We start from the raw sequence: 12,509 nt of genomic DNA, 5'->3' as shown, positions 1-12,509 counted from the left end.
CTGGGTCCGATTTTTCAAGGGCTTATACGTGTCGATCTATGATTCTTCGATTTTAAAATGCGCCCGCGCCGTGGCAACGGGCTCGGCCGAGGTGCTCTGCCAGGCGGTAACAGCGACATTGGCCACCCGTCGCCCCTGCCGCCAGACCTGGCACTGCGCATAGGTGTCCCGAAAATAACCGGCACGCAGGTAGTCGACCGAGAAGTCGATGATCTTGGGGACTGAGCCCGATCCGGTGGCAACCAGCAAATGCATGGCTGCCGCCAACTCCATGAAGCCTGCGATCACGCCGCCGTGAAGGGCCGGTAACAGGGGGTTACCGATATTGTCCTTGTTGGCAGGCAGGCGAAACAGCAACGCATCATCCTGACGCGAACATTCAATACCGATCAGTTTCGCGTAGGGAATCAGCTCGAACAATCTTTCATAGCTGCCCTGTTCACGAGCCTGGCGAACCTGGTCCTTGAAATCAATCGTCATAACGCACCGCCATTGATCGAGCCGCCCAACCCCTTACTGCCTGCAGCAGCCCCCTTGCCCATGCGCATGAACGTCCCGACCACATGGGCAATCGGCTGTTGCGGGTCAGCCTGATAAGCAAAACCCCGGATAAACATAACGTCGGTGGTCACCCGATAACACTGGGCAAAACCAAAGACGTCTTTGTGTGGTTCAGCGGGATGCATATAGTCGATGCGCAGATCGAGAGTCGGGCACACTTCAAACTCCGGCAGCACGCAAAGCGTGGCAATCCCGCAGGCGGTGTCCATCAGCGACGTCAGCGCGCCGCCATGGATAACGCCGGTTTGCGGATCACCAACGATGTGCGGACTGTAGGGGAGGATCAGGGTCATGCCTTCGGTATCTGCGCGGTGCACGCGCATGCCCAGAACCTGGCAATGCCGGAGCACCGAAATAAAGCGCACCGCGCGCTCAAAAATGGGGTTATCGCTCATTGAACGCTGACTCTGATTATTTTTATAGGAGGCCAGCATAGCCTCAGCGTAAAGCGCCTAAAACATCAACCTTTATATATCTGTAGGACAGGTGGAACTAAATTTATGGGCCGGCGCTCGAAAGGCTAGTAGATATCTTTGATAAGGAGAAACACCCCATGCGTAAATCTTTAGCCTGTGTCCTGATGCTTTCTGCCACTCTGGGTCTCGCCGCGTGCAATAAAGCCAGCGAGAACAAACAGCAAGATGCCAACAAAGCAGCGCAAGAATCCCAAGAGTCGATGAACAAGGCCCAAGACAAAGTCAACGACGCCGCCAAAGAAAGTCAGGACGCTGCCCAGAAGAATGCTGAAGCCGCTCAAGAGCGCGCCAAAGAAGCCAACGGCCAGGCCCCAGCACCAACCACTACCAAGTAAGCTGAGACGTTTTCAGGCCATGAAGCCCGCTCGTAGCGGGCTTCATTAGTCTCAGCGCAGCAACGGGCTGAGCATTAATCCCAACGAACACAACAGCCCGACAAACCAGGCCAGGCTGCGCACGGTTGGAATATCCGCCAGATACGCTCCCAGAAAAATCAAACGCGCAATCACGAAAACCACGGCGATCCCATCAATTAAAAAGCCTTGGGTCTGCGTGGTATGGGCGACAAACACCCCCGCCGAAAACAACACGAACGCTTCGAAACTGTTCTGATGCGCCGCCAATGCGCGGGCGCCATAACCGGTCAATTGCGCCTGCTGGGCACGCGGCAAATGGTTGTTGTAACCACCCTGCTCTTTCATCGCTTTGCCGACCGGAATCCGCGCCACATAAATCAACACCGCGCTGATAAACAAACACCAGAAAGGGATACTCATAACGCCGTCGTCTCCTTGATGGGCTCCGCAGTCGGAGCCTCCGTTTGGGTGTAGACCATCACTTGCAACACATCGGAATGAAACTCCCGCCGGTACAACACCAGCACCACCCCTGTGCTCATCAACATGAATAACCAGGGGCTGACAAACCAGGCGAGCATCGTCATGCCGAAATAGTAAGCGCGCAACCCGAAGTTGAACTGGTTGGCAGCCATGGAGATAACCCGGGCAGCGCGTAAGGCAAACGACTTGCGCTCCAACTCGCTGACATGACGCTCACCGACCATGGGCGCAGAGCCGATCAGCACCGCCGCGAAGTTGTACTGACGCATGCACCAACTGAATGTAAAAAAGGCGTAGACGAAGACGGATGCCAGGCACAACAGTTTGATTTCTGACATGCCCTGCGAAACCTGCTGGACCATGGGAATGTCCGCCAACAGCGATACTGCCCGCTCGGAAGCGCCCAACACAGTGAGAATGCCGGCAAGGATGATCAAGGTGCTCGACGCGAAAAAAGAGGCGTTACGTTCCAGATTACCGATCACGCTGGCATCGGCGATACGGTTGTCACGCAGCAGCATTCGGCGCATCCAGTCCTCCCGATAAAGGTGCAAAACGCTGGCCAGGCAAGCAGTGTCGGCGGCCTTCAGGCTGGCATAGCGGGTATAACCACCCCAGCAGATGATGAACCAGAGTGCTGCCATGAGATGAATTAGATTGGCTTGAATGAACGACATGCAGTATTCCGAAGCGCGTGGGCAGGATTGAGAACAGTAAAGAGCATTCTCTGTGCTTCGACGACACCCCATGGAAAAAGACACTGATCACGCGTGCAAAAAAAGCCCCGCACTATTAAATGCAGGGCTGTTTGAGTGTTGCAGCATGCGACAGGAAGAGCGCGATCCACCCGTGCAATGTTAGCGAGTGACTTCAGGCCAGCGCTTCGCGGCGCTTGCCCAGCAGCCGGTCGCAGATGACTGCACCGGCCAGCGTGATCACCGCTGGCACCAGCCACGCCAGGCCTTGCTCACTCAACGGCAAATGCGCCAGTCGAGTCGGCAGCCAATCGGCGAGACCCGCACCCTTGCAGGCGTCGATGATGCCAAACAACAACGACACCAACATCACTGGTGCGACGATGCGACTTTGTGAGTGCCAGAAGTCCTTGCAGAAGCTCAGCGCCACCAAGACGATGCACGGCGGGTAGATCGCTGTCAGCACCGGGATGGAGAATAGAATCAGCTTGGTCAGCCCCAGATTGGACACCAGCAACGAAAAACCGGCCAGCAGGATCACCAGCGTTTTGTAAGACAGCGGCAAAATATTGCTGAAATACTCGGCGCAGGCGCAGGTCAGGCCGACAGCCGTCACTAGGCAGGCCAACGAGATCAGCACCGCAAGAAAACCACTGCCCAGCGAACCGAAGGTGTGTTGCACGTAAGCGTGCAGCACGAAGGCACCGTTGCTCGCCCCTGCCGCTATCGCATGGCTGCCTGCCCCCAAGCGAAACAGGCAGATATAGACCAGCGCCAGACCCAGGCCGGCGATCAGCCCGGCCATGATCGCGTACCGGGTGATTAGCTGCGGCGAATCGACGCCTCGCGAGCGGATAGCGTTGACGATCACAATGCCAAACACCAGCGCCCCAAGGGTATCCATAGTCAGGTACCCATTGATAAAGCCTTGGGAGAACGGTGCAGCCACATAGGCCGGCTCGGCAACGCCTATGTCACCTGCGGGCAAAGCGAATGCAGCAATGCCCAGTACGGCCAGCGCGAAGATCTTTAGCGGGGCAAGGAAGCGACCCACGGTGTCGAGTAAGCGACCCGGGTACAGCGACACCCAGAACACGACGAGGAAGTACACCAGGCTATACAAAAACAGCGCCAGCGGGCTGTTACCTGTCAATGGCGCCAGCCCCACTTCGAACGACACGGTGGCCGTGCGTGGGGTCGCGAACAGCGGCCCCACCGCGAGGTAGCAGACCGCCGCGAGAATACCGCCAGCGACTTTACCAATCGGGCTGCTCAGCGCATCCATCGCGCCGCCGACCTTGGCCAGAGCGATGACCGTGACCACCGGAAGACCCACTGCGGTAACCAGGAAGCCCAGCGCCGCCATCCACACCTGCGGCCCGGCCTGCAAACCCACGATGGGAGGGAAGATGATATTGCCAGCCCCGACAAATAGGGCAAACGTCATAAAACCAAGTGCCAGAATGTCCTGGCCTTTCAACACTTTCATTACGGAAATACCACACTACTGAATCGGAATTTAGAGGGGATTTCCCGGAGGGTTAGGGAAATGATGCTGGTCCTTATAAGACAGGCACGTAAAGCGAAACGGCTCCTTATGGGACCCGGGTACGCAAAATGGCAAGTAGCCTAACGAATCAGGCCATGGAACGCACTATTGTAGGGCGTACTGTCTCATTAACGACTTACCATGTCGTATTTGTGACAGTGAGGACAGCGATCGCCTGTCAGTCGTTAAATGCCAGAAAGCACAAAGGCCACCCGAAGGTGGCCTTTGTTGATTGCGTTGTCAGGTCAGCAGAAGCTTACTTGATAGCCCAACCAGTCAGTTCAGCCAAGGCTTTACCGATGTCTGCCAGCGAACGCACGGTTTTTACACCCGCGTCTTGCAGCGCAGCGAATTTCTCGTCTGCAGTGCCTTTGCCGCCAGAGATGATTGCGCCAGCATGGCCCATGCGCTTGCCCGCAGGGGCAGTCACACCAGCGATGTAGGAAACAACCGGTTTGGTCACGTGTGCCTTGATGTAGGCAGCCGCTTCTTCTTCAGCCGAACCGCCGATTTCACCGATCATAACGATCGCTTCAGTCTTCGGGTCTGCCTGGAACAGCTTCAGGATGTCGATGAAGCTTGCGCCCGGGATCGGGTCACCGCCGATGCCCACGCAAGTGGACTGACCGAAACCGGCGTCAGTGGTCTGCTTCACAGCTTCGTAAGTCAGGGTGCCGGAACGCGACACGATACCGACTTTACCTGGCAAGTGAATGTGACCGGGCATGATGCCGATCTTGCATTCGCCTGGAGTGATCACGCCTGGGCAGTTAGGCCCGATCAGGACCACACCCAGTTCGTCGCACTTGACCTTGGCATCAAGCATGTCCAGGGTAGGGATGCCTTCAGTGATGCAGACGATCAGCTTGATACCGCTGAATGCTGCTTCAAGGATGGAATCCTTGCAGAACGGTGCTGGAACGTAGATCACGCTGGCGGTAGCGCCAGTGGCTTCTACGGCTTCACGCACAGTGTTGAACACTGGCAGGTCCAGGTGAACTGTACCGCCTTTGCCCGGTGTCACGCCGCCAACCATTTTGGTGCCGTAGGCAATGGCTTGCTCGGAGTGGAAAGTACCTTGTGCGCCAGTGAAACCCTGGCAGATGACTTTGGTGTCTTTATTGATCAGGACGCTCATTACTTGCCCTCCGCAGCTTTGACAACTTGTTGAGCAGCGTCGGTCAGGCTGGTAGCCGCGATGATGTTCAAACCGCTTTCTGCCAGTACTTTAGCGCCCAGTTCAGCGTTGTTACCTTCAAGGCGAACAACAACCGGGATTTTCACGCCAACTTCTTTCACTGCGCCGATGATGCCTTCGGCAATCATGTCGCAACGAACGATGCCGCCGAAGATGTTGACCAACACTGCAGCGACATTGCTGTCGGACAGAATGATCTTGAACGCTTCAGTTACGCGTTCTTTGGTAGCGCCACCGCCAACGTCGAGGAAGTTGGCTGGTTTGCCGCCATGCAGATTGACGATGTCCATGGTGCCCATGGCCAGGCCAGCACCGTTGACCATGCAACCGATGTTACCTTCCAGCGCCACGTAGTTCAGTTCGAACTTGGCAGCGTGAGCTTCGCGCGGATCATCTTGCGATGGATCGTGGAAAGCTTTCAGCTTTGGCTGGCGGTAAACAGCGTTAGGATCGATGTTGATCTTGGCATCGAGGCAATGCAGGTTGCCGTCAGCCTTGATAACCAGCGGGTTCACTTCCAGCAGAGCCAGGTCGTAGTCCTGGAACAGCTTGGCCAAGCCAACGAAGATGTTGGTGAACTGCTTGATCTGGTCGCCTTTAAGGCCCAGTTGGAAAGCCAGGTCACGGCCCTGGAAAGGCTGAGCGCCTACCAGCGGATCGATAGTGGCCTTAAGAATCTTCTCAGGGGTGTCGTTAGCGATTTTCTCGATGTCCACACCACCTTCGGTGGAAGCCATGAACACGATGCGACGGCTCGAACGATCCACTACAGCGCCCAGGTACAGCTCTTTGGCGATGTCGGTGCAGGTTTCAACCAGGATCTTGGTGACTGGCTGACCATTGGCATCAGTCTGATAAGTCACCAGACGCTTGCCCAACCACTGTTGAGCGAAAGCCTTGGCTTCTTCTTTGCTACGAACCAGCTTTACGCCACCCGCTTTACCGCGACCACCCGCGTGAACCTGGGCTTTGACGACCCATTCGGTCCCGCCAATTTTATCGCAAGCTTCTGCTGCTGCTTCCGGGGTGTCTGCTGCGTAGCCTTTGGATACTGGCAGGCCGTATTCAGCGAAGAGCTGCTTACCCTGATATTCGTGAAGATTCATTCTTATTACCGTCTTCGTTAGTGCTGCGCATTCGGTGCTGCACTTCGAGAAGTGCCGCACCACCTGTGACCGCTACCTCGGATGACCTCAGGAATGTGCCGAAACAATGCTCTGTACGTTCCTGAAGGCGCCCATAAGCTTGAGTCCGGCGGACGTTCCGCGGTGAGACTTGCTAGCAAGGCTCACGACGGGCAGTCCGTCGTGGCTTCTTATTGTCTTAACGTTTCTTTTTATTCTGGATGTGGATGGCGCCACCATTCACTGCCAGTGCTGCTTCATGCAACGCTTCGGACAACGTCGGGTGAGAGAAAACCATCATCCCGATATCTTCAGCACTGCTGCCGAATTCCATAGCGATTGCGCCCTGCTGTACCAACTCTGCTGCGCCTGGACCAATAACGTGAACGCCCAATACGCGGTCAGTCCTGGCGTCGGCGATAACTTTTACAAAGCCGCCGGTATCGTTTGCAGCCATGGCACGGCCACTGGCAGCAAACGGAAAGGTGCCAACATTAACTTCAACGCCTTCAGCCTTCAAGGTTTGCTCGGTTTTACCGACCCATGCGATTTCCGGATGGGTGTAGATAACCGAAGGAATCAGGTCATAGTTGATCTGGGCTTTGTGGCCCTTGATACGCTCAACGACCATGATGCCCTCTTCCGAGGCCTTGTGCGCCAGCATCAGACCACGAACCACGTCACCAATGGCATACACGCCTGGAACGCTGGTAGCGCACTGATCATCAACGAAGATAAAGCCGCGTTCGTCGATGGTCACACCGCTGTCGGAAGCCAACAACTCAGTAGTCACCGGACGACGGCCAACAGCAACAATCAGCTTGTCGAAGGTAATGGTCTGTTCGCCAGTGGCGTCAGTGTAGGTCACCACAACTTCTTCGCCGCTGACCTTGGAACCGGTCACGCGTGCGCCAAGCTTGATGTCCAGACCTTGTTTGGTGAAGGTCTTCAAGGCTTCTTTGGAAACCTGCTCGTCAGCCGCTGGAATGAATTTTTCCAGAGCTTCGAGGACAGTGACTTGTGCACCCAGACGAGCCCAGACCGAACCCAGTTCAAGGCCGATCACGCCAGCGCCGATCACGCCCAGGCGTTTCGGAACTTGCTGGAATTCAAGGGCGCCGGTGGAGTCGACGATAATGTTGTTATCGACCGGTGCAGGAGGAATGTCGATTGGACGCGAGCCAGAAGCGAGGATCACGTTTTCGGCTTCGATCACTTCAACCGTGCCATCAGGGCGGGTCAGTTCGACTTTCTTGCCGGCCAGCAGCTTGCCATGGCCCTGCAGGGAAATCACGCCATTGGCTTTGAACAGGCTGGCTACGCCGCCAGTCAGGCCTTTAACGATGGCCGATTTACGACCAACCATGGCGGGTACATCCATGGTCACTTCGGACGTCGAGATACCGTGGACTTTGAAGCCGTTTTTAGCTTCGTAGAATTTCCAGGAGCTATCCAACAGCGCCTTGGAAGGAATGCAGCCAACGTTCAGACAAGTACCGCCAAGGGCCAGTTTGCCCTCCTTGTCCTGATATTTCTCGATGCAGGCAGTCTTGAGACCAAGTTGCGCTGCCTTGATAGCGGCAACATAGCCGCCAGGGCCAGCACCAATCACTACCAAATCGAATTTCTGGGTCATGAGTCATTCCTTTTTCAAATCAAACCGGACGGTCCCTTGTGAGGACCGTCGTGGGACGAAGCTGGTTCATTCAACAATCAGGCAGGACATCGCGATCAACCGCGACCCTGCCCGACAGACGAAATCAGATATCCAGCAGCAGACGAGCCGGGTCTTCCAGCAAGTCCTTGATGGTAACCAGGAAGGTAACTGCTTCTTTACCGTCGATCAAACGGTGGTCATACGAGAGTGCCAGATACATCATCGGCAGGATCACGACCTCACCCTTGACCGCCATTGGACGCTCCTGGATTTTGTGCATACCCAGAATAGCGGCTTGTGGCGGGTTGACGATCGGGGTCGACAGCAACGAACCGAAGGTACCACCGTTGGAGATGGTGAAGGTACCGCCAGTCATGTCGTCCATGGTCAGCTTGCCGTCTTTGGCTTTCTTGCCGAAGTTGGCAATGCCGCCTTCGATTTCAGCCAGGCTCATCAGTTCGGCGTTACGCAGCACCGGCACAACCAGACCACGGTCGCTGGACACAGCAACACCGACGTCGGAGTAGCCGTGGTAAACGATGTCAGTGCCGTCGATCGAGGCATTGACCGCAGGGTAGCGCTTCAGCGCTTCTGTGGCCGCTTTCACGAAGAACGACATGAAGCCCAGACGTACGCCGTTGTGCGACTTCTCGAACAGGTCCTTGTACTTCGAACGCAGGTCCATGACCGGCTTCATGTTGACTTCGTTGAACGTAGTCAGCATCGCCATGTTCGACTGAGCATCAACCAGACGTTCTGCAACCTTGGCACGCAGGCGGGTCATAGGAACGCGCTTCTCAACCCGATCACCGGCAGAGAACACTGGAGCAGCCGCAGCGACTTTGGCAGGCGCAGGGGCAGCGGCCGGAGCGGATTTCTTCGCTTCAATCGCAGCGACCACGTCTTCCTTGGTCACACGACCATCTTTACCAGTGCCTTTGACGTTGTTCAGGTTGATGCCGTTTTCTTCAGCCAGCTTGCGCGCAGCTGGAGCACCGATTGCATCTTCGTCGCCAGCAGCAGCGGCTGGAGCCGCCGCTGCTTGGGCTGTTGCAGCAGGAGCGGCAGCCACTGGAGCAGCAGAGGCAGTAGCGCCTGCATCCAGGGTTGCGATCAGTTCATTGGACAGGACAGTCTCGCCCTCGCCCTTCACGATCGATGCCAACACGCCGTCAGCTTCAGCCAACACTTCGAGAACAACTTTGTCAGTCTCGATGTCGACCAGCAGCTCGTCACGCTTTACCGCTTCGCCCGGCTGTTTATGCCATTTGGAAATGGTGCCATCGGCAACTGATTCCGGGAAAGAGGGGGCTTTGATCTCGATAGCCATTATCTGTAATTCCTTAAATTCGGTTTCTAATGCACGAAGGCGTTAAACAGTGAAGGCATCTTGCAGCAGTTTTGCCTGCTGCTCGGCGTGCATTGATGCATAACCACAAGCAGGAGCCGCAGAGGCGTCACGACCAGCGTACTCAAGGACCAATGCCTTGTTGTGACCGCTGATGATACGACGCATGTGATGCTGGCTGCAGTACCAGGCGCCCTGGTTCATTGGCTCTTCCTGACACCAGACGATGTGCTTGAGGTTTTTGTACGGGCCCAGGACTTCGATCAAGTCGTCTTCCGGGAACGGGTACAGCTGCTCAATACGTACGATGGCGATGTCATCACGACCTTCGGCACGGCGTTTTTCCAGGAGGTCGTAGTAGACCTTGCCGCTACACAGCACGAGGCGACCTACTTTTTCCGGATCCTGCACGTCGACTTCTGGAATAACAGTCTGGAACGAACCTTCAGCCAGATCTTCCAGGGTCGAAATTGCCAGTTTGTGGCGCAACAGGGACTTCGGCGTCAGCACAATCAGCGGTTTACGCAGCGGACGAATGACCTGACGACGCAACAAGTGGTAGATCTGAGCCGGGGTCGTCGGTACGCACACCTGAATATTGTGCTCGGCGCACAATTGCAGGTAACGCTCCAGACGCGCAGACGAGTGCTCTGGCCCCTGACCTTCATAACCGTGCGGCAGCAGCATGGTCAGACCGCACAGACGTCCCCACTTGTGCTCGCCACTGGTGATGAACTGGTCAATAACCACTTGGGCACCGTTGGCGAAGTCGCCGAACTGGGCTTCCCAGATAACCAGTGCATTAGGCTCGGTGGTCGAATAACCGTATTCGAACGCCAATACCGCTTCTTCCGACAGCAGGGAGTCGTACAGGTCGAAACGTGGCTGACCCTTGTACAGATTCTGCAGAGGAATGTAGGTAGCGCCATCTTTCTGGTTATGCAGCGTCGCATGGCGGTGCGAGAACGTACCGCGGCCGATGTCCTGACCGGTCATGCGAATCGGATGACCTTCGAATGCCAGGGTCGCGTACGCCATGGTTTCGGCGTAACCCCAGTTGATCGGCAGGCCGCCAACTTGCATTTTCTGACGATCTTCGTAGATCTTCGACACCTGGCGCTGAACCACGAAGCCTTCTGGCAGCTCCATCAGTTTGGCGGACAGTTCTTGCAAGGTCTTCAAGTCGAAACGGGTGTCGTGACGAGCAGTCCAGGCATGGCCCAGATATGGACGCCAATCGACGAACAGTTCTTTGTTCGGCTCTTTGACAAGGCTTTTTACTACATGCAGACCGTCGTCCAGCGCATTGCGATAGTCGTCGATTTTTGCCTGCACGCGCGCGTCGTCGAGAATACCAGCCAGGGTCAGGCGCTCGGCATACAGCTCGCGAGTGGTGCGCTGTTTGGCAATCTGCTGGTACATCAACGGCTGGGTACCGCTTGGTTCGTCAGCTTCGTTGTGGCCACGACGACGGTAGCAGACCAGATCGATCACCACGTCACGCTTGAACTGCATGCGGTAGTCGATGGCCAACTGGGTCACAAACACGACGGCTTCAGGGTCATCACCATTCACATGGAGAATCGGCGCCTGAATCATCTTGGCAACGTCGGTTGCGTACTCAGTGGAGCGCGCGTCTTCCGGGTTGCTGATGGTGAAGCCAACCTGGTTGTTGATGACGATATGGACCGTGCCGCCCGTCTTGAAGCCGCGAGTCTGCGACATCTGGAAGGTTTCCAGGACCACGCCTTGACCTGCGAACGCAGCGTCACCGTGGATGGAAATTGGCAGAACCTTGTCACCGGTCGGATCGTTACGACGATCCTGACGTGCACGCACCGACCCTTCTACCACAGGAGAAACGATCTCCAGGTGAGACGGGTTGAATGCCATCGCCAAGTGGACTTCGCCACCGGCTGTCATCACGTTGGACGAAAAGCCCTGGTGATATTTAACGTCACCGGAACCGAGCTCGACCTTTTTCTTGCCTTCGAACTCGTCGAACAAATCGCGCGGGTTCTTGCCGAAGGTGTTGACCAGGACGTTCAGACGTCCCCGGTGGGCCATGCCGATCACGATTTCTTTGGTGCCGTAAGAGCCCGAACGCTGGATCAACTCATCCAGCATCGGGATCAGGCTTTCGCCGCCTTCCAGACCGAAACGCTTGGTGCCGGGGTATTTGGTACCCAGGTATTTTTCCAGGCCTTCAGCGGCAGTCACGCGCTCGAGCAAGTGGCTTTGGATGTCAGCGGAGAACGCTGGACGCCCGCGCACGCTTTCGAGGCGCTGCATAAACCAGTTACGCTGCTCGGAATCGACAATATGGGTAAATTCAGAGCCAATGGTGCGGCAATATGTCTGCTGCAACGCTTCGAGAATTTCGCGTAGGCTAGTTTCCTCTTTGCCGATGAACAAATCCCCGGCGCGGAAGGTTGTATCAAGATCAGCGTTCGTCAGACCGTAATGATTGATCGACAAGTCGGCTGGCGCAGGACGTTGCCACAATCCCAGCGGATCGAGTTGGGCGCCCTGATGGCCCCGCATCCGATAAGCCTGGATCAGTCGCAAAACTTCAACCTGCTTCTTCTCGTGTTCGCTGCTCACGCTACCGGCGGAAACCGGTTGGGCGCGGCGCTGGTTTTTGGCCAGCAACACAAAGTGATCGCGGATTGTCGAGTGCGAAACATCGGTGGCAGTGCTGCCGTCAGCTGGCAACTTCTGAAAGTAGGTGCGCCATTCTTCTGGCACAGCGTTAGGGTCGTGCAGGTAGAGCTCGTAGAGCTCTTCCACATAGGCAGCGTTACCACCGGAAAGGTGGGCACTGTTCCACATGCGCTGCATCACGCTTTCTTGCATGCTTGGTCACCCTCGGTAAGGGGACACCACCGGCGAAGACACCGCAGTAAACCTGACAAAGTCCATGTGAAACGACTCAGACAAGCCACCAAGGTTCACGCAGATAGTCCGGGTACCAGCCCGGATGCCCCTGCTGGTCTCATTTCTTCAAAGTAAGAGCCGCAGCTTTATGAGCTACTGCTCAGGTTAAAACTACGGCGCCGGTT

General features: G+C 56.1%; 11 protein-coding genes. 1 reads left to right on the top strand and 10 read right to left on the bottom strand.

Annotated elements, in window-relative coordinates; genetic code table 11:
• Positions 1 to 36 precede the first annotated feature (36 nt).
• On the bottom strand, positions 37 to 480 hold the full coding sequence (locus ACVBEG_RS09320) for a PaaI family thioesterase (protein ID WP_322179536.1): 444 nt from the start codon (positions 478 to 480) through the stop codon (positions 37 to 39).
• The gene (locus tag ACVBEG_RS09315; protein ID WP_322215874.1) at positions 477 to 956 is read right to left on the bottom strand and encodes a PaaI family thioesterase; all 480 of its coding nucleotides are present in this window, start codon (positions 954 to 956) and stop codon (positions 477 to 479) included. The genes ACVBEG_RS09320 and ACVBEG_RS09315 overlap by 4 nt, the downstream gene beginning before the upstream one ends.
• A gap of 158 nt (positions 957 to 1,114) precedes the next feature.
• Between ACVBEG_RS09315 and ACVBEG_RS09310 the strand changes: the two genes are divergently transcribed.
• Positions 1,115 to 1,372 carry a hypothetical protein gene (locus ACVBEG_RS09310; RefSeq protein WP_322179538.1) on the top strand — a complete coding sequence of 86 codons (258 nt, stop codon included), beginning with the start codon at positions 1,115 to 1,117 and terminating at the stop codon, positions 1,370 to 1,372.
• A gap of 51 nt (positions 1,373 to 1,423) precedes the next feature.
• Here ACVBEG_RS09310 and ACVBEG_RS09305 read toward each other — a convergent pair whose 3' ends face one another.
• The 8 genes from ACVBEG_RS09305 to ACVBEG_RS09270 all read right to left on the bottom strand — a co-directional run bounded on the left by ACVBEG_RS09305 (position 1,424) and on the right by ACVBEG_RS09270 (position 12,303).
• A complete protein-coding gene (locus tag ACVBEG_RS09305; protein WP_322179539.1) occupies positions 1,424 to 1,813 on the bottom strand; it encodes an MAPEG family protein in 390 nt (129 codons plus the stop codon).
• Complete coding sequence (locus ACVBEG_RS09300) at positions 1,810 to 2,553, bottom strand: DUF599 domain-containing protein (RefSeq protein WP_322179540.1); 744 nt, start codon at positions 2,551 to 2,553, stop codon at positions 1,810 to 1,812. The genes ACVBEG_RS09305 and ACVBEG_RS09300 overlap by 4 nt, the downstream gene beginning before the upstream one ends.
• Before the next feature lie 193 nt (positions 2,554 to 2,746).
• Positions 2,747 to 4,060, bottom strand: a complete 1,314-nt coding sequence (gene brnQ / locus ACVBEG_RS09295) for a branched-chain amino acid transport system II carrier protein (RefSeq protein ID WP_447107611.1) — start codon at positions 4,058 to 4,060, stop codon at positions 2,747 to 2,749.
• A gap of 316 nt (positions 4,061 to 4,376) precedes the next feature.
• Positions 4,377 to 5,258 (bottom strand): succinate--CoA ligase subunit alpha, encoded by an 882-nt coding sequence (gene sucD / locus ACVBEG_RS09290; protein WP_322179542.1) that lies wholly within the window; start codon positions 5,256 to 5,258, stop codon positions 4,377 to 4,379.
• Positions 5,258 to 6,424, bottom strand: a complete 1,167-nt coding sequence (gene sucC, locus ACVBEG_RS09285; protein ID WP_447107610.1) for an ADP-forming succinate--CoA ligase subunit beta — start codon at positions 6,422 to 6,424, stop codon at positions 5,258 to 5,260. The genes sucD and sucC overlap by 1 nt, the downstream gene beginning before the upstream one ends.
• 217 nt (positions 6,425 to 6,641) lie before the next feature.
• The gene (gene lpdA / locus ACVBEG_RS09280) at positions 6,642 to 8,078 is read right to left on the bottom strand and encodes a dihydrolipoyl dehydrogenase (RefSeq protein WP_322179544.1); all 1,437 of its coding nucleotides are present in this window, start codon (positions 8,076 to 8,078) and stop codon (positions 6,642 to 6,644) included.
• A 124-nt stretch (positions 8,079 to 8,202) separates the two neighbouring features.
• On the bottom strand, positions 8,203 to 9,429 hold the full coding sequence (gene odhB / locus ACVBEG_RS09275; protein ID WP_322179545.1) for a 2-oxoglutarate dehydrogenase complex dihydrolipoyllysine-residue succinyltransferase: 1,227 nt from the start codon (positions 9,427 to 9,429) through the stop codon (positions 8,203 to 8,205).
• A gap of 42 nt (positions 9,430 to 9,471) precedes the next feature.
• Complete coding sequence (locus tag ACVBEG_RS09270; RefSeq protein ID WP_322179546.1) at positions 9,472 to 12,303, bottom strand: 2-oxoglutarate dehydrogenase E1 component; 2,832 nt, start codon at positions 12,301 to 12,303, stop codon at positions 9,472 to 9,474.
• Positions 12,304 to 12,509 lie beyond the last annotated feature (206 nt).

The organism is Pseudomonas sp. GG8, assembly GCF_052976945.1.
This window is presented reverse-complemented; position numbering and strand designations above follow the sequence as displayed.

Excerpts from the sequence above, each read along its gene's own strand:
- sucD (WP_322179542.1), bottom strand. The coding sequence starts at position 5,258 with ATGAGCGTCCTGATCAATAAAGACACCAAAGTCATCTGCCAGGGTTTC.
- odhB (WP_322179545.1), bottom strand. The coding sequence starts at position 9,429 with ATGGCTATCGAGATCAAAGCCCCCTCTTTCCCGGAATCAGTTGCCGAT.
- ACVBEG_RS09310 (WP_322179538.1), top strand. The coding sequence starts at position 1,115 with ATGCGTAAATCTTTAGCCTGTGTCCTGATGCTTTCTGCCACTCTGGGT.
- ACVBEG_RS09270 (WP_322179546.1), bottom strand. The coding sequence starts at position 12,303 with ATGCAAGAAAGCGTGATGCAGCGCATGTGGAACAGTGCCCACCTTTCC.
- ACVBEG_RS09300 (WP_322179540.1), bottom strand. The coding sequence starts at position 2,553 with ATGTCGTTCATTCAAGCCAATCTAATTCATCTCATGGCAGCACTCTGG.
- lpdA (WP_322179544.1), bottom strand. The coding sequence starts at position 8,078 with ATGACCCAGAAATTCGATTTGGTAGTGATTGGTGCTGGCCCTGGCGGC.
- brnQ (WP_447107611.1), bottom strand. The coding sequence starts at position 4,060 with ATGAAAGTGTTGAAAGGCCAGGACATTCTGGCACTTGGTTTTATGACG.
- ACVBEG_RS09305 (WP_322179539.1), bottom strand. The coding sequence starts at position 1,813 with ATGAGTATCCCTTTCTGGTGTTTGTTTATCAGCGCGGTGTTGATTTAT.
- sucC (WP_447107610.1), bottom strand. The coding sequence starts at position 6,424 with ATGAATCTTCACGAATATCAGGGTAAGCAGCTCTTCGCTGAATACGGC.
- ACVBEG_RS09315 (WP_322215874.1), bottom strand. The coding sequence starts at position 956 with ATGAGCGATAACCCCATTTTTGAGCGCGCGGTGCGCTTTATTTCGGTG.
- ACVBEG_RS09320 (WP_322179536.1), bottom strand. The coding sequence starts at position 480 with ATGACGATTGATTTCAAGGACCAGGTTCGCCAGGCTCGTGAACAGGGC.